Origin of the sequence: Acinetobacter sp. YH12027 (genome assembly GCF_013420085.1) — a bacterium.
GTDB lineage: Bacteria > Pseudomonadota > Gammaproteobacteria > Pseudomonadales > Moraxellaceae > Acinetobacter > Acinetobacter amyesii.
The window spans coordinates 23,295-42,017 of record NZ_VOYW01000029.1 but is presented as its reverse complement, the minus strand read 5'-3'; the positions used below and the strand labels follow the sequence as shown (position 1 = coordinate 42,017).

General features: G+C 37.5%; 21 protein-coding genes. 13 read left to right on the top strand and 8 right to left on the bottom strand.

From position 1 onward, the window contains the following. Window positions 1-241, top strand: a 241-nt coding sequence (locus tag FTT94_RS11395; RefSeq protein ID WP_141112747.1) for an integrase core domain-containing protein, incomplete at its 5' end; no start/stop codon positions are given. A 732-nt stretch (window positions 242-973) separates the two neighbouring features. Here FTT94_RS11395 and FTT94_RS11390 read toward each other — a convergent pair. Both FTT94_RS11390 and FTT94_RS11385 read right to left on the bottom strand, forming a co-directional pair. After that, window positions 974-1,198: a DUF2171 domain-containing protein gene (locus FTT94_RS11390; protein ID WP_180170824.1), complete on the bottom strand. Its 225-nt coding sequence runs from the start codon at window positions 1,196-1,198 to the stop codon at window positions 974-976. Between the two features lie 187 nt (window positions 1,199-1,385). Beyond that, the gene (locus FTT94_RS11385) at window positions 1,386-1,946 is read right to left on the bottom strand and encodes a lipocalin family protein (protein ID WP_180170822.1); all 561 of its coding nucleotides are present in this window, start codon (window positions 1,944-1,946) and stop codon (window positions 1,386-1,388) included. 527 nt (window positions 1,947-2,473) lie between these two features. Between FTT94_RS11385 and FTT94_RS11380 the strand changes: the two genes are divergently transcribed. Beyond that, the gene (locus FTT94_RS11380) at window positions 2,474-4,444 is read left to right on the top strand and encodes a choline BCCT transporter BetT (RefSeq protein ID WP_180170821.1); all 1,971 of its coding nucleotides are present in this window, start codon (window positions 2,474-2,476) and stop codon (window positions 4,442-4,444) included. A gap of 246 nt (window positions 4,445-4,690) precedes the next feature. Further along, window positions 4,691-5,851 carry an MFS transporter gene (locus FTT94_RS11375; RefSeq protein ID WP_180170820.1) on the top strand — a complete coding sequence of 387 codons (1,161 nt, stop codon included), beginning with the start codon at window positions 4,691-4,693 and terminating at the stop codon, window positions 5,849-5,851. Between the two features lie 24 nt (window positions 5,852-5,875). Here FTT94_RS11375 and FTT94_RS11370 read toward each other — a convergent pair whose 3' ends face one another. Beyond that, window positions 5,876-7,258: a sensor domain-containing diguanylate cyclase gene (locus FTT94_RS11370; protein ID WP_257231406.1), complete on the bottom strand. Its 1,383-nt coding sequence runs from the start codon at window positions 7,256-7,258 to the stop codon at window positions 5,876-5,878. Window positions 7,259-7,557: 299 nt separating this feature from the next. Between FTT94_RS11370 and FTT94_RS11365 the strand changes: the two genes are divergently transcribed. Continuing rightward, complete coding sequence (locus tag FTT94_RS11365) at window positions 7,558-8,040, top strand: hypothetical protein (protein ID WP_078190792.1); 483 nt, start codon at window positions 7,558-7,560, stop codon at window positions 8,038-8,040. A 70-nt stretch (window positions 8,041-8,110) separates the two neighbouring features. Here the strand turns inward: FTT94_RS11365 and accC are convergent, their stop codons facing one another. The 3 genes from accC to aroQ are packed head-to-tail and all read right to left on the bottom strand — an operon-like array spanning window position 8,111 to window position 10,377. Further along, window positions 8,111-9,472 (bottom strand): acetyl-CoA carboxylase biotin carboxylase subunit, encoded by a 1,362-nt coding sequence (accC, locus tag FTT94_RS11360; protein ID WP_180005521.1) that lies wholly within the window; start codon window positions 9,470-9,472, stop codon window positions 8,111-8,113. 17 nt (window positions 9,473-9,489) lie between these two features. Beyond that, window positions 9,490-9,906 carry an acetyl-CoA carboxylase biotin carboxyl carrier protein gene (accB, locus tag FTT94_RS11355; RefSeq protein ID WP_078190790.1) on the bottom strand — a complete coding sequence of 139 codons (417 nt, stop codon included), beginning with the start codon at window positions 9,904-9,906 and terminating at the stop codon, window positions 9,490-9,492. 15 nt (window positions 9,907-9,921) lie between these two features. Further along, entirely contained in the window at window positions 9,922-10,377 is a 456-nt protein-coding gene (gene aroQ, locus FTT94_RS11350) for a type II 3-dehydroquinate dehydratase (protein ID WP_180022653.1), read from the bottom strand. A gap of 1,117 nt (window positions 10,378-11,494) precedes the next feature. Between aroQ and FTT94_RS11345 the strand changes: the two genes are divergently transcribed. The 9 genes from FTT94_RS11345 (at window position 11,495) to FTT94_RS11305 (ending at window position 17,051) form a co-directional block, all read left to right on the top strand. Beyond that, on the top strand, window positions 11,495-11,863 hold the full coding sequence (locus FTT94_RS11345; protein WP_078190788.1) for a hypothetical protein: 369 nt from the start codon (window positions 11,495-11,497) through the stop codon (window positions 11,861-11,863). A gap of 3 nt (window positions 11,864-11,866) precedes the next feature. Next, window positions 11,867-12,259 carry a hypothetical protein gene (locus tag FTT94_RS11340; protein WP_180109320.1) on the top strand — a complete coding sequence of 131 codons (393 nt, stop codon included), beginning with the start codon at window positions 11,867-11,869 and terminating at the stop codon, window positions 12,257-12,259. A 584-nt stretch (window positions 12,260-12,843) separates the two neighbouring features. Further along, entirely contained in the window at window positions 12,844-13,104 is a 261-nt protein-coding gene (locus FTT94_RS11335) for a hypothetical protein (protein WP_180170818.1), read from the top strand. A gap of 3 nt (window positions 13,105-13,107) precedes the next feature. Continuing rightward, on the top strand, window positions 13,108-13,863 hold the full coding sequence (locus FTT94_RS11330) for a zeta toxin (RefSeq protein ID WP_257224788.1): 756 nt from the start codon (window positions 13,108-13,110) through the stop codon (window positions 13,861-13,863). A gap of 43 nt (window positions 13,864-13,906) precedes the next feature. Next, the gene (locus tag FTT94_RS11325) at window positions 13,907-14,152 is read left to right on the top strand and encodes a hypothetical protein (protein WP_180170817.1); all 246 of its coding nucleotides are present in this window, start codon (window positions 13,907-13,909) and stop codon (window positions 14,150-14,152) included. Between the two features lie 241 nt (window positions 14,153-14,393). After that, window positions 14,394-14,807 (top strand): YeeE/YedE family protein, encoded by a 414-nt coding sequence (locus FTT94_RS11320; RefSeq protein WP_180005525.1) that lies wholly within the window; start codon window positions 14,394-14,396, stop codon window positions 14,805-14,807. 2 nt (window positions 14,808-14,809) lie between these two features. Then, window positions 14,810-15,229: a DUF6691 family protein gene (locus tag FTT94_RS11315; RefSeq protein ID WP_180170823.1), complete on the top strand. Its 420-nt coding sequence runs from the start codon at window positions 14,810-14,812 to the stop codon at window positions 15,227-15,229. After that, window positions 15,229-16,113 (top strand): MBL fold metallo-hydrolase, encoded by an 885-nt coding sequence (locus FTT94_RS11310; RefSeq protein WP_180170816.1) that lies wholly within the window; start codon window positions 15,229-15,231, stop codon window positions 16,111-16,113. The genes FTT94_RS11315 and FTT94_RS11310 overlap by 1 nt, the downstream gene beginning before the upstream one ends. A gap of 176 nt (window positions 16,114-16,289) precedes the next feature. Further along, complete coding sequence (locus FTT94_RS11305) at window positions 16,290-17,051, top strand: alpha/beta fold hydrolase (RefSeq protein ID WP_180170815.1); 762 nt, start codon at window positions 16,290-16,292, stop codon at window positions 17,049-17,051. Between the two features lie 43 nt (window positions 17,052-17,094). Here FTT94_RS11305 and FTT94_RS11300 read toward each other — a convergent pair whose 3' ends face one another. Together FTT94_RS11300 and FTT94_RS11295 are read right to left on the bottom strand one after the other, a co-directional pair. Then, window positions 17,095-18,051 (bottom strand): M15 family metallopeptidase, encoded by a 957-nt coding sequence (locus tag FTT94_RS11300; protein WP_180008112.1) that lies wholly within the window; start codon window positions 18,049-18,051, stop codon window positions 17,095-17,097. Further along, entirely contained in the window at window positions 18,048-18,719 is a 672-nt protein-coding gene (locus FTT94_RS11295) for a hypothetical protein (protein ID WP_180022649.1), read from the bottom strand. Before FTT94_RS11295 ends, FTT94_RS11300 begins: the two co-directional genes overlap by 4 nt. Window positions 18,720-18,723: the final 4 nt, after the last annotated feature.

Below are 18,723 nucleotides of genomic sequence, written 5' to 3'. Positions count from 1 at the left end.
TACAACTGGTGATTCATACGATAATGCTCTGGCTGAAACGGTGAATGGCTTATACAAAACAGAGGTGATTGAATATTTAAAAGCAGATTGGCAAGGTTTAGCAGATGTACAACTTGCGACACTAAACTGGGTAGATTGGTTCAATAAAAAGCGTGTACACAGTGCACTGGGTTATGTATCGCCTTTTGAGTTTGAAGCAATGTACTATGATAAGATTAACCCGTTAGGTCACGTGGCCTAACTTAAATAAAAATGTCTCCGACAAACCCGGTACGGTTCACGGGATTTTTTTGGTGACTATATGACAGACAAAGCACAGGCGAAACTAGACTTAGAAATTTGTATGAAGTGTTGTAATCCTAATGCCCCGAATATGCCTAGCTAACAAAAAGTTAATTTATAAGTTATGAAATATAAATAAAATTGAAATAACATTAGATGTATATTAAAATATTTGATATAGTGTGTTTGATCGAATCCGTAAGCGGAACGGTAGTGTTTGAGTTGTTAACGGAATTGCGTATTCCCTCCATTCTGATGTTCAAGCATCAAATTCAAACAGTTAACGCATAGCATGAATTCGCATCATGCCGATCAAGGGAAGCCTGCAGCTATCCGTGGGTTTTCCTTAAATTCTATTTTTAAGATATTAATTTAATTTTTTTTATCTTTCTTAAATTTCATAGCTACTGTAAATATCATAAGTTTAAATTTTTCTTAAGTGAACAATCTCCAAAATTAAAGTTGGTTTTATTTTTAATACTAACAAATATATAGGCCTAAAGTATGAAAACGTTAGCCATTATAAGCGTGGTATTCGTATTGGGGCTGGTAGGTTGCCAGCAAAAAGACAGCAATGAAAATGAAGAGACGACAACACCTCATACATTAGATAAAGACTAACTTCCTCCAATGATTATTACAGCAGATATGAAAAAACCCTCATTAAGAGGGTTTTTTTAGGATTAGGGTTTTAAGCTTCAATCCAATTATCTTTAACTTCTTGAGAGTCTTTAGTCAGTACAATTTTATTGTCTGTAATTTCACCAACCCATGAAACTGGAATTAAGTGGTGATGACCATCACCATGCTTAGTCAGTTTAATTTGATCCGAACCTTGTAAGTGGTCTACTTCACCAACTTTAGTCCCACATGAAGCAATTACATCTGCATGGCTCTTAATATTTTCAACATTAATATAGTAGTCATTAGAATATTATCCTATTTCAATGTGAGTGAGCATTCAGCCTATCGTAAATAGACGCTGATATCAGGGATTGAAATAGAAGGGATACAAAGGGTCTTATATTCTTACGTTCTTGACCAGATAAATTACATTGTATTATTTAGAAATAAGTCCCCAAGAATGGGACTTATTAAATAACTTATTTATGCTGAGTCTTAATGAGATCTGATAAATCAAAACCGATAGATTTTGCATAATCTAGGTATTCGTCAACTGTGGCTTGGTTGGGGTTAGCAGTTCTGCTGAGCACCCAAAGATATTTTTTATTTGGTGACCCAACTAATGCAGTTTGATAGTCATCATCAATTTTTAAAACCCAATAATCACCACGGCCTACTGGCAACCAACGAATTGCTTTTGGTAAAAAGCTCACTTTAAGTTTCGAGTTTGCTGGCGCGTTCTGAACATATGCTTCACCCATTGATTGGTTGAGTTTACCATCTGCGCTATAGCAACTATTATCTACTTTCACGTTACCATTTTCATTTAAAGAATATTTCGCAGTGACGTTGTAATCACATTTATTTTGGAAATAAAGTGGCTTACGTGCAATCTCATGCCAAGTACCAAGATATTTATTTAAATCTACTTTTGATACCGCTTGAACTTCCGTAGTATTTGCATTTGCCGTTGAGAGCAATGAACCTGCAATAAGTAATGCACCAACAGCTAAAAGGAGCTTACGGGTTTTTGAATTCATGTTATAAGCCTGCTTTAATTTGAAAGTGAATTAATTACTATAAATTGGTTTTTAAGCTCATTTTGTTTTTTTATGTATTAAGTATTTGATCTTTAATCATTGTTTCAGCTTTAAAATTTATTAAGTGTGTTTAATACTCGTTTTATAAGATCAACAAAATTTATACCTAATCATATAAACTCTAGAAAAGAATAAATGCTTAATCTTAGCAAAACGATGAGTATTTTCTACATTAGCAAATCAATTTCGTAGAGAATAAACGGGGCGTCAAATAAGAAAAAAATTGAAAACTATGATTATGGATCGTTTTCTTAATTTGCTTTACTACTTAATATTGGATTATATATCTAAAAATATGATAATATGCTCAAACTCTAAACAACGGCTTTGAACGAGTCAGCTTTAAATTTTCAAACGAAAATGAAAATGCCAGCACTTTTCAATACAAGCCTGTTTCTTTCGCAAGTAGCGGATATCTCTTTGATCAATTTAGATCTGTCTTACAAATAAAACGGAATAGGGAAGGTATGTCTTCATTGAAACCGTCATGGTATTCCAATGTGAATCCAAATGTGTTTATTAGCACAGTTGTCATTATCGGCATTTTTATTGCCATCGTATTTTTAGCTCCCAATGCTTTTGATTTAATAACTAAACAACTGAATCAATGGGTTACAAACTCATTCAGTTGGTTCTATGTACTATCTGTAGCCATTTTTCTCTTAGTGCTTATTTATATTGCCTGTTCAAATATGGGTAAAATTAAACTTGGTTTAGACCATAGCCAGCCAAAATATAGTAATAGCTCCTGGTTCGCTATGCTATTTACTGCTGGTATGGGTATTGGCTTAATGTTCTTCGGTGTCGCGGAGCCAGTGATGCACTATGTATCACCTCCAACCGGTGAACCAGAAACTATCCAATCAGCTCAGCAAGCTATGCGTGTAACATTCTTCCATTGGGGACTTCATGCTTGGGCAATCTACACAATTGTTGGCTTGGCGTTAGCTTACTTTGCTTATAGACACAATCTACCTCTAAAAATTCGCTCTGCGTTATATCCTCTCATTGGAAAAAAAATCTATGGTCCAATTGGTGATGGTGTAGATACCTTTGCAACGATCGGTACTGTATTTGGTGTCGCAACGACTTTAGGTTTTGGTGTAACCCAAATTAACTCCGGCCTGAATTATCTATTCGGGATTGAATATTCAACGACGACGCAACTAATTCTAATCGTCATTGTTACAGCTATGGCCTCTTTGTCCGTATTTATGGGCTTAGACAAGGGTATTAAACGATTATCAGAGATCAATTTAGGCTTAGCATTAACCCTCTTATTATTTGTATTTTTTGCTAGTTCTACGATATTCATATTACAAGCGACTATACAAAATGCTGGCCAGTATTTTTCAAACTTATTCAACATGACCTTTAATTTATATGCCTATCAATCTGATGGTTGGATTGGTGGTTGGACAATTATGTACTGGGCATGGTGGATTTCATGGTCGCCATTCGTAGGTATGTTTATTGCGCGTGTGTCTGAAGGACGTACTATTCGTGAGTTTATTGTAGGTGTTTTACTTATTCCAACAGGCTTTACGCTGATCTGGATGGGAGTCATGGGGAATGCTGCACTCTATAGTATTTTAAACGAAGCGAACACCTCGCTGATTTCTGCAGTGCAACGAGATTCATCCGTTGCGTTATTTGAATATTTAGGGACCTTGCCATTCTCAGGCGTGATGAGTTTTGTGGCGACCATTCTGGTCATGTTGTTTTTTGTGACTTCGGCAGACTCTGGGGCTTTAGTTACAGACTATCTAACTGCAAAATCTGAAAACTCTCCAACTTGGCAGCGATTGTTTTGGACAACGTTAATGGCTGTACTTGCGATTGTTTTGTTGTTTGCAGGAGGTTTAGGAGCTTTGCAATCTGCAACAATGTTGAGTGCATTACCATTCACCTTCGTAATGCTTTTAATTTGCTGGGGCTTAGTCAAGGCTCTACATTTAGATGCAACCAAGATGCAAGCATTACAGGATGCGCGTATTACACCTAAAGCAATTCATAATCCAAGAAGTTGGCAGCAACGTTTAGGATTGATTATGCATTATCCGCATACACGTGAAGAAGTTGAACAATATATTGATACAACGGTAAGCCAGGCATTTTCAAATCTACAGAAAGAGTTTAAGCGTCGTCATTTAGATGTGACGGTAAACACGATAGATGATGGCTTGCAGCTTCGTGTAAACCATCAAGATGAGATTAACTTTATCTACCAAGTAGTTGTCCAAGAAAAAAATACACCAAGCTTTATGATTGATTCAGGAGAAATTACGCAAGATTATCAAGCTGAAGTATTTTTGAGGGAAGGTGGTCAAAATTATGACATCATCGAATGGACGCAAGAAGATATCTTGCAAGATGTCATTGATCAATATGAGCGTCATCTGCATTTTTTAAATTTAGTTCGAACTAAGAGCCAATAGATAAAAAACCGCCCAAATGGGCGGTTTTTATTAACATATGAGAGTTTTATAAGTAAAAATAACATATTGTTTAATAAGTAGAATAATGAGGAAATTTGATATTTTGATAAAATTGTACAAATTTTGAAATAATTTAATTAAAATAAATTTGTATACTCGTCATATCCTAACCAAGCCTTTTAGATGCAAAAGCATACAACTCTGAAAAGTTTATAACTTACTGTAAATACTAAGGAATACAGTTTGATGCTTAACATTCCAATCCAATCCAAACTCGGTGGATTCTACTTTTTCTATTATTCAATAGTGGGTACATTCATGCCGTATTGGAGTTTGTATTTAGAGGATCAAGGGTTTAATTATCAAGAAATAGGTGTTTTATCTTCGATTGCAATTGTGACACGTTTTTTTGCCCCATTTATTTGGGGTTGGATTGCAGATAAATCCGGCAAGCGTATGCTTTTAGTCCGAATAGCAACATGGATGGAAGCCTGTATTTGGTTTCTGATTTTTATAATTCCCAACAGTTTTCAGTCTGTTGCATTACTCATGCTGGTTTTTAGTTTCTTTCAAAATGCTATATTGGCTCAGTTTGAAGGAGTAACTTTATTTTGGTTAGCTGAGCGGCGTGCAGAACTTTATGGAAAAGTCAGAAAATGGGGATCAGTTGGCTTCATTGTTGGGGTATTTGGAATTGGGGCTTTGCTAGAAATAATACCTGTTTCAATGCTGCCTATCATGTTGTTATGCATTGCATTTCTCGCATTTATTTGGTCATTTACGATTAAAGAGCCCGCTACTGCACCATCTTCACAGAAAAAACTTGAACCACTTTGGCCTATCTTAAAACGACCAGCTGTAGCGAGTTTTTTTATCATTGAATTTTTTCTGCTCTTTTCGCATGCACCGTTTTATAGTTTTTATAGCAATTACCTTATGCAGGCTGATTTTTCGACGAGCCAAATCGGTTTTTTATGGTCTGTCGGAGTCATTGCGGAAATCATTATGTTTGCCTATGCCAATGTCTTTTTTAATCGATATTCTTGGCGTAACTTAGTGCTCATTTGTTTGGGGCTAACAGGGATGCGATGGTTGATTGTAGGCTTATATCCGACGGTGTTTATCACTCAATTTGCTGCGCAAACGATTCATGCCTTTAGTTTTGGATTATTCCACTTAATCGCTATGCGAATCATTTTTCAAAATTTTACCGCAAGTCAACAAGGGCGTGGTCAAGCGCTATACAGTACCATGTGGGGCTTAGGTGTTGCGAGTGGCAGTATTTTAGCAGGTCGATATTGGGACATGCTTTCGGGACCCGTTATTTTTATGATCGCAGGACTGGCGGTTATACCTGCCATGTTTTTGGTCGTGGGCTTGCCTAAAACGATCCAAAAGCCAACTTAAAACAATTCTGTATTTTGATAAATCTCAATGAACTAAAATCACCTGATTACGGCCGAGCTCTTTGGCTTGATATAAGGCCTGATCGGCTTGATTTATCATACTTTGCAAACTTGGAGCATTGGGCAAAGACTGGTGTATTAGGCCGATACTCACAGTAATATATATTGTATTTTGTTCATCGATACTAATTGGCGTGGTTTCAACGACTTTTCGGATACGTTCAGCGATACCTTGGGCTTCAGGTGCTGCAATGTTCGTGAGTAATACACTAAACTCTTCACCACCAATACGTGCAAATAAATCTGTTTCACGCAAATTCTTACGTACAATACCAGAAAATTCCTGTAAAACTTGGTCACCGACATAATGCCCATATTGATCATTCAATTTTTTAAAATGATCAATATCCATCATGATAATGGAAAAGTTAAGCTGAATTTGGTTTTGTAGGTAAAGCTCACCTTGCTCGAAAAAATATCGACGATTCATCGCATGCGTTAAACTATCATGATTTGCAAGGTATAAAACTTCTTTATACAGTTCGTGCCGATTGCGGCTAATAATACAAAGAATTAATGGAGCGATTATCAGCATGGCAAGGCCAATGCGTACAGAAATGGCTGTAGACAAGTAGGTGAGTGATGAATCATGTAAATAGAAGGCATTTAAATTGTAATAGGTCGCTAAAATGACTACGGCATTAATCAGAGATAGGGTAAATAATCGATAGGTTAAAGCTGCCCAAATTAGAGCCGCTAAAGGGTAGAGAATTGCGCCCGGACCAGTAGTCACTGTCGTTAAAAATACGCAGAAGATAACCGCAATAGCTGGAAATATCTTGTTGATTTGAAAGCTTTGATTGCGTCGGTCTTTGCAATACAGTTTAAGATCGGCCAGTTTAGGAAATGACAGAATAAGCGGTAAAACAATGAGAGCATTTAATATTTCGGTAATCCACCACATACTAAAATCAATCGATAAACGATTGGTCGACATAAAGGTATTGGGTAAATAAGGCACAGTGAAAATTGCAAAAAGAGCACCTGCAAGGCATCCACCGCAGGCGATGATGGCAATCATGGTCAGAAAGGTGAAACCTTTATTGTAGTTTTGATAGTTCACCTGAAAATATCGCATAAAAAATAGCGATACCATGCTGTTGATTAAATTTGAAAAAGTAAGGAATAGAGTGAGTTGGAAATAATTACCCGTCAATAAGTCAGCAAGCATATATCCACTAAATGCACCTAACCATCCTCCCAGATTACTGAGTTTGGGAAACCTTAAGAATAATGCTAACAATACTGCATTCGCAGGCCAAAAAATCGCTAAATAGCTTAATGGGCGGCTGAAAATACCGACTAAGCAGCAGCAAAAAATAACTGCAGCGACTATGACAAAAGCCATGCTGTGGCATGTATTAAGCGGAGCAAGACTATTCGAATGCAGTTTCATTAGCTTATGTAAGCCTAGGTTAAATATGGGAGAATTCGTTTTTTTCGTATATTAAACGATAAAAAAGATTTTATATTATTTTATTGTAAATAGTGTGATTTGTTTGGCATTTAGCTGATTTGTAGTTTCGTTAACCGAGATTGATTTTTTGGATAAATAGGAAAAATGATTGTTATGAAAATGTGATAAACCGTGGATTTGTAAAAAAATGTGTTACTTTAAGAGCATGATTTATATGACTGATTAAATGTATGAAAATAGCATATCTTACAGTTTTACTCATGTTGAGTTCATCGTTGGTGATGGCGGCAGATAATAAGAATACAACTCAAAATTCAGAGGCTAAAAATCAAGTTGAAGCGGTGAATAGCTTTAGGGTGACAACACGTTCTGAATTGGTCGGCTTATGGGGTATGGAAATTCCGACCAATAAAAAGTGCGTTGAATATTATAATTTTAAGAGCAATAATGATGTTGTGATCAAAAGCGGTGAAGAGTGGTCATCTGGGGTATATGACTATCAACCTGCGCAAGATCCGAATGTGCAAATTCCAGCACTGATTTTACAAGTGAAATATGACAATAATCAGATGGATTGTTCGGGCAATATTCAAGATCAAACCGGCGAAATTTCACAGTACTTTGTAAAGTGGAAAAGTCCATCGGTTATTAATTTCTGTGCCAATGATCAGGCTCAGCAGTGTTTTGCGACATTGCGTCGAGTTTTGCCTTAAGCATGACTATAGATCTTTCTTATGAAAATAAAAAACCACTCATTTGAGTGGTTTTTTTGACGCTGAAGTTTTATTTCTCTTCATGTCCTTCGACTTTCTTTAATAGATGTTTTTCAAGATAGTGAATATCCATTGCTTGTTCGCAGAAATTTTTATCTTGAAGAATCAAATCTTTATGTAGCGGAATATTGGTTTTCACGCCAGTTAAGATAATCTCTTCGAGAGCTTGTTTCATGCGCGCAATAGAGGTTTCACGATCTTTACCATGCGCAATGAGTTTTGCAATCATTGAATCATAGTATGGCGGGATGCTATATCCTTGATAGATATGAGAATCTAGTCGGATACCTGCGCCACCCGGTGCATAGAAATGATCGATTTTGCCCGGTGAAGGCATAAATGTAGATGGATCTTCCGCATTAATACGACATTCAATCGCATGACCTTTAAGTTGAATATCTTCTTGTTGAAGATCTAAACCTAAACCGGCAGCAATGCGTAATTGTTGCTCGATAATATCTACGCCAGTCACTTGCTCAGTAACAGGATGTTCTACTTGTACACGAGTATTCATTTCAATAAAGAAGAATTCACCTTCTTCAAATAAGAACTCGAATGTACCAGCACCACGGTATTGCATTAATTTACAAGCATTTACACATGCTTCAAGAATATGCGCACGTGCTTCTTCAGGTAAACCCGGTGCAGGCGCTTCTTCAAGCACTTTTTGATGGCGACGTTGCAATGAACAGTCACGATCATAAAGGTGAATTGCATGGCCATTACCATCTGCAAGAACTTGCACTTCGACATGGCGTGGCTTTTGAAGGAAACGTTCCATATAAACGGTGTCGTCACCAAACCACATTTCCGCATCACGTTGAGCAGCTTGTACAGATTCGAGTAGCGTGTCTACACGTTCAACGATACGCATACCACGACCACCACCACCAGAGGCAGCTTTTACGATCAATGGAAAGCCAATTTCTTTGGCTTCTGCCAATGCATTGTGAATCGTTACAGCATGGTCACAACCCGGAACAGTCGGTACACCAGCTTTTTTCATCGCAATAATGGCAGAAACTTTGTTCCCCATTAAGCGAATGTGTTCAGGACGCGGACCGATAAAGATAAAACCTGAGTTTTCTACAATTTCTGCAAACTCAGCGTTTTCAGATAAGAAACCATAACCTGGATGGATGGCATCTGCACCGGTGATTTCAGCCGCAGTAATAATGGCAGGGATATTGAGATAACTTTCGCTGCTGGCACCTGGTCCAATGCACACAGCTTCGTCACAGAAGCGTAAGTGCATTAGGTCTTTGTCGGCATCGGAATAAATCCCTACGGTTTTAATTCCTAAAGTTTTGCAAGCGCGGGTGATGCGGAGCGCAATCTCACCACGGTTTGCAATTAAAACTTTTTGCAACATTGTGATTCCCCGTGGTCTTAAGCGCGATAGCGGAATAATGGTTGACCGAATTGGATCACTTCGCCATTTTTAACCAAAATTTCTTCAATTACACCGCTTTGAGTTGCTTCAATTGGGTTCATGATTTTCATTGCTTCGATGATACCGAGTGTTTCACCAGCAGATACAGTTTGACCAACTTTCACAAATGGTGCTTCACCTGGATTTGGCGCAGCATAGAACACACCAACCATAGGAGACGGCTCAACAGCACCACGTGGTGAACGAGGTGCAGCAGGCGCAGCGGCAGGAGCAGCCATAGCAGGCGCAGCGGCAGCAACTACTGGATTGCGACGAGTTAGAGCAATCGATTGATCGCCTTCTTTAACTTCAATCGCCTGTAAGTCAGATTCAATCATCAAATCGATGAGTTTCTTGATTTTACGGATATCCATGAACAGTATTCCTAATTAAGATTGAGAAGTTGGTTGAATTTTTTCGATGGCGAAGTCTAGTGCTGCGGCATAGCCTTTTGCACCTAAACCACAAATAACGCCAACGGCTTTATCAGATAGATAGGAGTGATGTCTAAATGCTTCGCGAGCGTGGACATTTGATAGATGTACTTCGATAAACGGAATGGCTACACCAAGAAGGGCATCACGCACAGCAACCGAAGTATGTGTTAGGGCTGCTGGGTTAATAATGATGAATTGAACGCCTTCTTGTTGCGCTTGATGAATTCGGTCGACGACAGCGCCTTCCCAATTACTTTGGAAAGTGTCGAGAGAAATGGAAGCGTTTTGAGCCTGTGAAATCAGTTTTTGGTTGATATCATCGAGTGTTAGATAGCCATAAACTTCGGGTTCACGTTTTCCCAGTAAGTTGAGATTCGGTCCATGAATGACCAAAATGGTCGAGCTCATTTAGCCTGCTCCAATAAAAAGTTGCAAATTTACTTTGCAAGATACCTGCAAAGTTTGCTCATTATGGCATAAAATCCCACATTTTTTTTATAATTTCTTTGAATTGACGTGAAAAGCATGTGCCGAGAATGGGCTATATAATGCGAACTTTGCAGAGAATTGGCAATGTTAAAAGATTACATTTTTATCATTATATTGTAGGACATCATTTTAAACCCAATTGGCTAAAACTGTTGATATCTTTTGTGTAAACTTGCTTTATCATGGTGCGTACGTTTAGTAATAACCAGTGCGAATGATCTAAAAGGTGTGCTGATTTGTGTATCCGCCTTATAGGTCGTCAGTTGAACAGCCTACGCAAGCATAGTCGTAAAGATGGTATTTATACAGCGATTTAAAAAATTCTAAGGTTTAACTTATTTCGAGTGTAAAGGAATCTAAATTGCTCGCGGCATTCAATCGAGTTGTTTGAAATAATAAAGCTAATTTGTATGCTAAGTATATAAAAATTAAAAGATAGTTAATTTTTTATGGTTTATAAAGCATATTTCTAAATTAATAAAATGTTTTCATAAATGAGAGGGCTCAAGCTAGATATTTTGTTTGCCTCAGTGAATTGAATATTCTGTGGGAACATATCCTTGGAAGTAGGCAGCTTTAGATATGATGAACATTTATTGCGTAGCTACGTCATACTTTATAGACCTATATATAATCGTATTAACCATCCTGTGTATTTTCTAGTCAGTGTTTTGAATGTATGAAGCGTGCAAGGCATTGACGATTTCTTTCATAAATCATGTAAGTTTGGAAAATCGGGCATTTGTCTAAATTTGTACAGGTATTGGCAAAAGTTAAATCTGTGGTGATAAAGAAGTTTGCTGTTTGCATGCTGATTCTATTTTTTATTCGTCTATTTCTATGTTTTAGCGGTATATGTGTTGAATAAGTTTCCTTTCTTCTTGTTTATACTTTTAGGTGGAATCTACCGCATTGAGTCTTTTTCTATAAATGAATTGATAAAACAAGGCTCGAATGCTTTCGCACGGAAAAAATTTATCTATATAAGTGTAATTCACGGTAGAATGCCCGAAACCTATATGGCCTGAGAACAAACATGGCAAAACATACGCAAAATTCATCACCTTTGGCAGAACTGATTGCAGAACAAAAACTTTTATGTGAAGAAGTGGGTTCTGCATATGTAGAAGTGCAGGGCGATGATGTAATTGCTGTGGCTGTCCATACCTTAAATAAAGATCCAATAGTTGGTATTCGTAAGCCTGCAGAAGGTGATGAAAATGTCAGTTGGTATATTTATGGCGGCGAGCTTGAAGGCGCAGATAACTTTGAAACAATGACTGTGCGTAAACTGCAAGATGTTGTGCCTGAAGTGCTACCGTATTTAGCTTTGGATGTGGGCTATCGTTTTATGATCGATGCTGATGATTATGAAGATGTCTGGAAAGAAGGTGATGAGGCTTAATTTATGCATTCTCCATTGATGTATAAACCTTATGTCTTTATTTTTTCTGTGTTTACTGCTTCTGTAGCATATGCAAATGTGAATGAAGCGGTTACTCCACAACTGACTCAAGCTGAATATAATGCTCAGATACATACATATACTGAGCAAATTAATTCAACCAAAGCCATTTTAGATGACCCTACATCTACTGCAACGGGTCAGCAGCAAACTCAAGCTTTTTGTTTAAGATTGAATGCATATCGACAGATTTTAGAAATTTCTCAGCAAAACTCAGCTCTTGAAATGGCCAATCTAATGCGAGTGGCTTCACAGCACTACTTACAACAACAGCAACAGAGTATGCAGTCATCTGGCTTAAACGAAAGTGCATTTTGTTCGAGTCCTACAAAATAATTTAGGTTTAAATTTCTCTTCTAAAACTTTTGGGCTCTAGTCTAACTTTCTTTCATTTTGTTCTATTTTTCATAATTCGAAATGGTCTAATATTTCAAAATTATTACAGCATTATTCACTATAGGTGCAGTTTTTAATAATCTTAGAAATTGAAAATGCAGATTGTCAGGAAATGATATGAAATATGCTTAAAATAATAAGTCCATCACATTATTATGATCAGGTTAGAACGATTTATATGCAACAAACATCCCTGGTCCTGTTGCATAGGTCAGTACTAATACATCAACTTGTTGATGTCGTTCTCTTTTGGCCACTGAATAAGTGGCTATTTTTTTGTGAAAAATTAAATGCATAATTGGGTGATAAAGCCAATGTAGGTAACTTTTACATAATTCTTGATTTACTATCCACACACATTGATTCATATACGACATTCTTTTCGAGTAAGATAATCAAATGATTTAAGCACTTTGAATTTTTATCAATTTCTTCTCAGGATGACTGATGGATAAATAGACAAATATTGCGAGTATGATAAGATGATTGAACACATTATTTTTGATGTTTGAGGAGTTGTTTCCATGACAGCTTATACTTCAGTAATGAAAGCAAGCAAATATGAGGACGATATGATCCCGAGCCTTGCTATCCATGCATTTCGCCATGCTTTTGAACAAGCAAGTGCATCATCCACTGTGGTTTATGTAAAAGGTCTACAACTGGTTCAACGTCTGCAAAATGGTCAAGAAGTACAAATAAAAGATGTATCAGCAGACTTCGTACAAGTGGATGATCTACCTAAAATTTTAAAACGTAAAAAGAAAATAGAGGAAATTGTTTAATACATGCCTCCACAGCCTCGCATTAGAATGTTCGCGGGTCCAAATGGTTCAGGTAAAAGCACAGTTAAAGAATATTTATTGCCCCATCATATTGGGGCATATTTAAACGCGGATGAACTTGAAGCTCAACTGAAACATTCACACCGGCTCAATTTGTTGGATTATCATCCCGCTTTAAAATCAGAAGCATTAATTAACTTTCTCGATACGAAAAAACGTCCCGCTGATGGAGACTTTATTCCGCTATTAGCACGTAAACCTCAGATATTAGATCCCTGGAAAATTGAATTTCATCCAGACCAGATTGACTCGTATCTTTGTGCAAGAATTATTGATTACATCCGTTTGCAGTTTTTAGAGTTAAAAATTAGTTTTACCTTTGAAACGGTGATGTCCCATATTTCAAAGGTGGAGTTTCTACGCGAAGCAAAAAGAAAAGGCTTTCGAACCTATCTGTATTATGTTTCCACTATTGATCCTGTTATCAATATTTCACGTGTTCAGTACCGAGTGAAAACGGGTGGACATGGTGTTCCAGAACAAAAAATTCGCGAACGTTATTATCGAAGTATGGATTTGTTAATGCAGGCGGTAGAAGCAACGGATCGTAGTTATTTATTTGATAACTCTGCCGATGGACAGCATGCTTCTTTCATTGCGGAAATTGAACAAGCTGAAATTTTAAAGATGAATTCAGGTATTCAGCGTTTACCTTGGTGGTTTGTAGATAAGGTGCTTAAAGAGTTTGAACCAAATTAATATCAACTGAACGTAATAGAAAACAACATAACAGGCTGAACTTATGCAGAATAATGACTATGAATTACAACAACATTCAAACTCATCTCCATTAGATCAAACTCATCTTGATCAAGCCATTGAGCAGCAAGCTGAACAAGAACAGCAAAAAAATAGTACATCATCTGATCCTTTATCTTCTCTAGATTTGACCGACTTAGCTGAAATTGGTTCGAATATTATAGAATTGGGTTCAGATGCTTTAACGTGGGTGAGCGATGCACTCAGCGATATCAGTATTGATCTATAAACTATCTATTATTTCAATTAACTTCATAATAAACAGCCTTTATTGAAAAATCTCCGAGGATATATTTCGTGATTTTTCAAGTTTATAAATTATTTCTAAATAAATTAATCAAACACTCTTGAAACGTTGAATTTTTCAATCAGGAAAAGGCAAGTCAGAACGAATATTTCGGTTGGAGAGCTTGCATCTTTTTTTAAATAACATATTATAAAAACATATATTGTTTTTGTGGCTGATGAATATGCATCCATTTCTAACCGCTTTTCTCGGCGGGACCTTATTGGGCCTAGCCGCAGTTGGCTACCTATACGTACATGGTCGAATCGCCGGTATCAGTGGTTTAATTGCGCAAATGTTGAATCCTCAAACGATTTTAAAAACACCTGCGATATGGTTTTTAGCGGGACTTTTTATTGTGCCTTTTATCTACGGGAAAATGACCTCTGTGACAATTGAACTGGATGCAAGCCCATGGATGATGATCATTGCCGGGGTATTGGTTGGATTCGGAACGCGATTAGGTTCCGGTTGTACAAGCGGACATGGCATTTGCGGTATTAGTCGTCTTTCTAAGCGTTCATTCGTTGCAACTGCTAGTTTTATGTTGGCAGGGATTATCACAGTTTATGTAATGAGACATGTAATCGGAGCTTAATGATGAAAAATATATTGGCTTTTATTTTTGGTGGAATTTTCTCATTAGGTTTAATGATTTCTGGCATGTCTAATCCAGAAAAGGTCTTAAGTTTCCTTGATATAACAGGGCAGTGGGATGCGAGTTTAGCTTTTGTGATGATGGGAGCCATTGCAGTTGCATTTATTCCATTTCAAATGGCCGTTCGTCAATCAAAACCGACAACCTTTGATGGGACGGCGATTGAATTACCGAGTAATAATCAAATTGATGCAAAACTCATCATGGGGAGTGTTATCTTTGGAATAGGTTGGGGAATTGCAGGAATCTGTCCGGCACCAGCCTTTACTTTGATTGGACTTGGCTACTATCAAGCAATTTATTTTGTTGTGGCGATGTTTGCAGGCGTCTATCTACATCGAAAATTTGCGGGAGTAAATTAATGTCAAAGCGTGCACAGGTACAACCTTTTTTTGATGAAAATACCAATACATTCAGTTATGTGGTATCTGATCTACAAACAAAACGATGTGCGATTATAGACAGTGTATTGGATTATGATGCTGCTTCTGCAACTACTCAAACGAAGCATGCAGATTTGATTATTCGTTATATCCAAGAAAATAGCCTAAGCGTAGAATGGATTTTAGAAACGCATGTGCACGCAGATCACTTAACGGCATCACAATATTTAAAACAGGTTCTTGGTGGCAAAATTGCGATGAGCCATAACATCAAGATTGTGCAGGAAACATTCAGTGCCATTTATAATTTTGATGTGAAATATTTTAATTCACATCAGTCTTTTGATTATTTATTTGCAGATCATGAAGCATTTAAAATCGGCGAGTTAAATGCGTATAACATTCCAACGCCTGGACACACACCTGCTTGTCTGAGCTATGTGGTTGGTGATGATGCTGTGTTTGTCGGTGATACCTTATTTATGCCTGATTATGGCACAGCACGCTGTGATTTTCCCAAGGGCAGTGCAGCAGTATTATTCGATTCAGTACAAAAGATTTATCAGTTAGCACCTGAAATGCGCTTGTTTTTATGCCATGACTATTTACCAGAAAATCGGTCAGAATACTGCTGTGAAAGCAGTGTACATGCACAAAAGGAGCAGAATATTCATATTCACGTTGGTACGAAAAAAGAAGATTTTGTCACAATGCGAACTCAGCGTGATGCAAATTTGGCTATGCCAAAACTGATTTTACCTGCAATACAAATCAATATGGATGCAGGTAAATTTCCAAAACCAGAAGGGAATGGTATTCGCTATTTAAAAATTCCTTTTAATCACTTTAAATCTGCAAATTAAAGACAAAGATCTTTTAGGTTGATTGCGGTTGGCTATTTCATTTATGAAATAGCCTAAGCAAGTTAAATCATATACCACATACAAATAGCCTAAGTAAGACTAATAGTTTTTAACTGTCATTTGATTTCATTCCGTCAACTAGGCATCATAATATCAACATACCAAAGTATTCAAAAATGATCCTAAATTACGAATATCATCAAAAATTAGAAGGCGAAACGCATCCACTAGTCTTTATTCACGGTTTATTTGGCAGCCTGAGCAACTTAGGGATGCTTGCCAGAGCTTTTCAAAATTCACATTCTGTCATTCAGCTTGATTTACGAAATCATGGTAAATCACCTCAAAGTACAGAAATGAATTATCGTGAGATGGCAAACGATGTACTTGAGACATTAGATGTAATTGGTATCGATAAGTTTTCAGTGATTGGCCATTCCATGGGAGGCAAGGTCGCAATGCAATTGGCTTTAAATTCAGAACGGGTAGAGCAACTTGTTGTATTGGATATCGCGCCCTTTGCATATCAAGAACGTCATCATGATGAAATATTTAAAGCTTTGATAGCTGTACAAAATGCGCAAATTCAATCTAGACAGCAAGCGGTTGAAATTATGCGTGAGTATATTCATTCTGATATGGTTATACAGTTTCTACTCAAATCGTTTAGTAAAGGACAATGGTTGTTTAATGTAGATGCGTTGTATAAACAGTATGACCAGATTATTGGTTGGGAAAGTATCGGAAATACTTGGCAACAACCTGTATTGTTCATCAAAGGTGGAGAGTCACCTTATATTTCAAACACGGAACATACTAAGGCTATAGAACACCAATTTCCACATGCGAAAATTGTAGAAATAGAAGGTGCAGGCCATTGGTTACATGCAGAAAAAACAACTGACGTTTTAGAGCAAATACAAAATTATTTAAATTAATACGGTGTGCCTTCAATTATATTTTGCAGGCACAACATCGAAATTACTCAATCGAAATATTATTGGCTTGAAGCTGACCTTCAGAGGTAAGTAGTGCCGCCATCTCTGCAGTTTTTTTCAGGCCTGGCATACGATATTCAGTATGACCATAATCTTGAATAGATTTCCAGCGTCCACCCCATGTTAAACCGACAGACTCAGCGGCTTGACCATAAAGTTGATAACCACGCATAGCCCAAGGATCTCGTTCAGTAATGACCACTTTGCCATTGCGTTTAAAGGCGACATCAGCTGCTAAACCAAACTGATGATAACTTTGGAAACCACGGGCACGAGTGGTATTTTTATTGGTGGCTAAATTATTTTGACGTTCAGGACTACGATAACCTTCAAGCAAAACCATTTCATAACCATGCTGTTCACGCATAATTTTAAATACCATCAATAAGCGCTGCTTATAACGAGGGTTCATTTTATGCCATTTACGATCTGCTGAAGGCACATCTGTAGAATATGAATGCGTATGGATATCTTGAACTTCTGGATTGAAACTTGAGGCCATAACAGATGGCTGCTCAATCATTGCTGCTTCTTCAGCGATCGCTTCTTGAACAAGATATTCTTCAACCTCAGGAGGCGCATCTAAAACCTGTCCATCAAGCATGGCGTAAATTTGTGGGTCGACTTTACGCAAATAATCAGCTTCCACTTTACTTGCAGTAATCGGGCGAGTAAAAGCAAATAATAAAATACTGGCAAACAGTAAGAAGCCTGCAAATAAAATCCACCATTGTTGTAAATGCCAGTGTGATTGAATTTGTTGTGGTGCTGCTGCATAGTTCAGTTCATAAGCAAAATTTTTGGCGTGCTGAATTCTTTTTTTACTTTGTGGAATGATTTGAAAGAAAAAATCCTGAACTTTAATTCTGAGTTCATAAGAAAAACAAAGCACTGTCACCAGTGCTAAGACAAAGAAACAACTAACCAAAAAGATGATCATGGGGAAACTGTAGCGCTCACAGTCGCATTAGCAGTGTTTGTTGTAGCAACCACTTTCGGACGTTTGGTTTCGGAAATTTGCGTTCCGCCCATCGGCTCTTCAAAGTGCTCATCTTCTTTTGCTGCTTTCGTAGATGGCTCTGTAGGCTTGGTCACCTTGGCCGTTGTTGGCGAAGCTTTTGGTTTCGCTATAGTATTTGGAATATGTGATTTAACGGTTGTTGTAGCAGCTACAACAGGGCGCTGCGGTTGGGTAATTTCAAAAGGTGAACGGTTATTCGCCACAGCTTGAACAGGCTGAGTTGCCTTAGCCGTGTTACCATGATTGAAAGCAGTAGCTAAATCATTCGAATATAAGTCATTATCCGGATCTTTTTCTTCAGTTGCATGAACGGTTTGCTGCGCTTTTTCAGCTGAAGCTTGCTCATTTTCGTTTTGACGAGGTACAGCGGATGCCTCAGTTTCAGCTTTATCTTCAGTTGGGGCAGAAGTAGTCATTTCTGCATTTGTAGGCTGATCGTCAGAATTTAGATAAAAATATCCCAGGCCAACAACAATAATCACCGCTGCACCAACAAGAAAGCCGATAGCAGCATGAGCTAAAGGCGGTAAATTATTTTTTTGAGTCGACTGTAAAATTCTAACGTTATTCGATTTTTCGTTTGCCATGGTG

Bases quoted from the DNA above. Each gene is read 5' to 3' on its own strand.
- FTT94_RS11345 (WP_078190788.1), top strand. From the start codon at position 11,495: ATGGCAAAACATACGCAAAATTCATCACCTTTGGCAGAACTGATTGCA.
- FTT94_RS11325 (WP_180170817.1), top strand. From the start codon at position 13,907: ATGCAGAATAATGACTATGAATTACAACAACATTCAAACTCATCTCCA.
- aroQ (WP_180022653.1), bottom strand. From the start codon at position 10,377: ATGAGCTCGACCATTTTGGTCATTCATGGACCGAATCTCAACTTACTG.
- FTT94_RS11375 (WP_180170820.1), top strand. From the start codon at position 4,691: ATGCTTAACATTCCAATCCAATCCAAACTCGGTGGATTCTACTTTTTC.
- FTT94_RS11320 (WP_180005525.1), top strand. From the start codon at position 14,394: ATGCATCCATTTCTAACCGCTTTTCTCGGCGGGACCTTATTGGGCCTA.
- FTT94_RS11380 (WP_180170821.1), top strand. From the start codon at position 2,474: ATGTCTTCATTGAAACCGTCATGGTATTCCAATGTGAATCCAAATGTG.
- accC (WP_180005521.1), bottom strand. From the start codon at position 9,472: ATGTTGCAAAAAGTTTTAATTGCAAACCGTGGTGAGATTGCGCTCCGC.
- FTT94_RS11310 (WP_180170816.1), top strand. From the start codon at position 15,229: ATGTCAAAGCGTGCACAGGTACAACCTTTTTTTGATGAAAATACCAAT.
- FTT94_RS11300 (WP_180008112.1), bottom strand. From the start codon at position 18,051: ATGATCATCTTTTTGGTTAGTTGTTTCTTTGTCTTAGCACTGGTGACA.
- FTT94_RS11370 (WP_257231406.1), bottom strand. From the start codon at position 7,258: ATGGCTTTTGTCATAGTCGCTGCAGTTATTTTTTGCTGCTGCTTAGTC.
- FTT94_RS11340 (WP_180109320.1), top strand. From the start codon at position 11,867: ATGCATTCTCCATTGATGTATAAACCTTATGTCTTTATTTTTTCTGTG.
- FTT94_RS11305 (WP_180170815.1), top strand. From the start codon at position 16,290: ATGATCCTAAATTACGAATATCATCAAAAATTAGAAGGCGAAACGCAT.
- FTT94_RS11385 (WP_180170822.1), bottom strand. From the start codon at position 1,946: ATGAATTCAAAAACCCGTAAGCTCCTTTTAGCTGTTGGTGCATTACTT.
- accB (WP_078190790.1), bottom strand. From the start codon at position 9,906: ATGGATATCCGTAAAATCAAGAAACTCATCGATTTGATGATTGAATCT.
- FTT94_RS11365 (WP_078190792.1), top strand. From the start codon at position 7,558: ATGAAAATAGCATATCTTACAGTTTTACTCATGTTGAGTTCATCGTTG.
- FTT94_RS11315 (WP_180170823.1), top strand. From the start codon at position 14,810: ATGAAAAATATATTGGCTTTTATTTTTGGTGGAATTTTCTCATTAGGT.
- FTT94_RS11335 (WP_180170818.1), top strand. From the start codon at position 12,844: ATGACAGCTTATACTTCAGTAATGAAAGCAAGCAAATATGAGGACGAT.
- FTT94_RS11330 (WP_257224788.1), top strand. From the start codon at position 13,108: ATGCCTCCACAGCCTCGCATTAGAATGTTCGCGGGTCCAAATGGTTCA.
- FTT94_RS11295 (WP_180022649.1), bottom strand. From the start codon at position 18,719: ATGGCAAACGAAAAATCGAATAACGTTAGAATTTTACAGTCGACTCAA.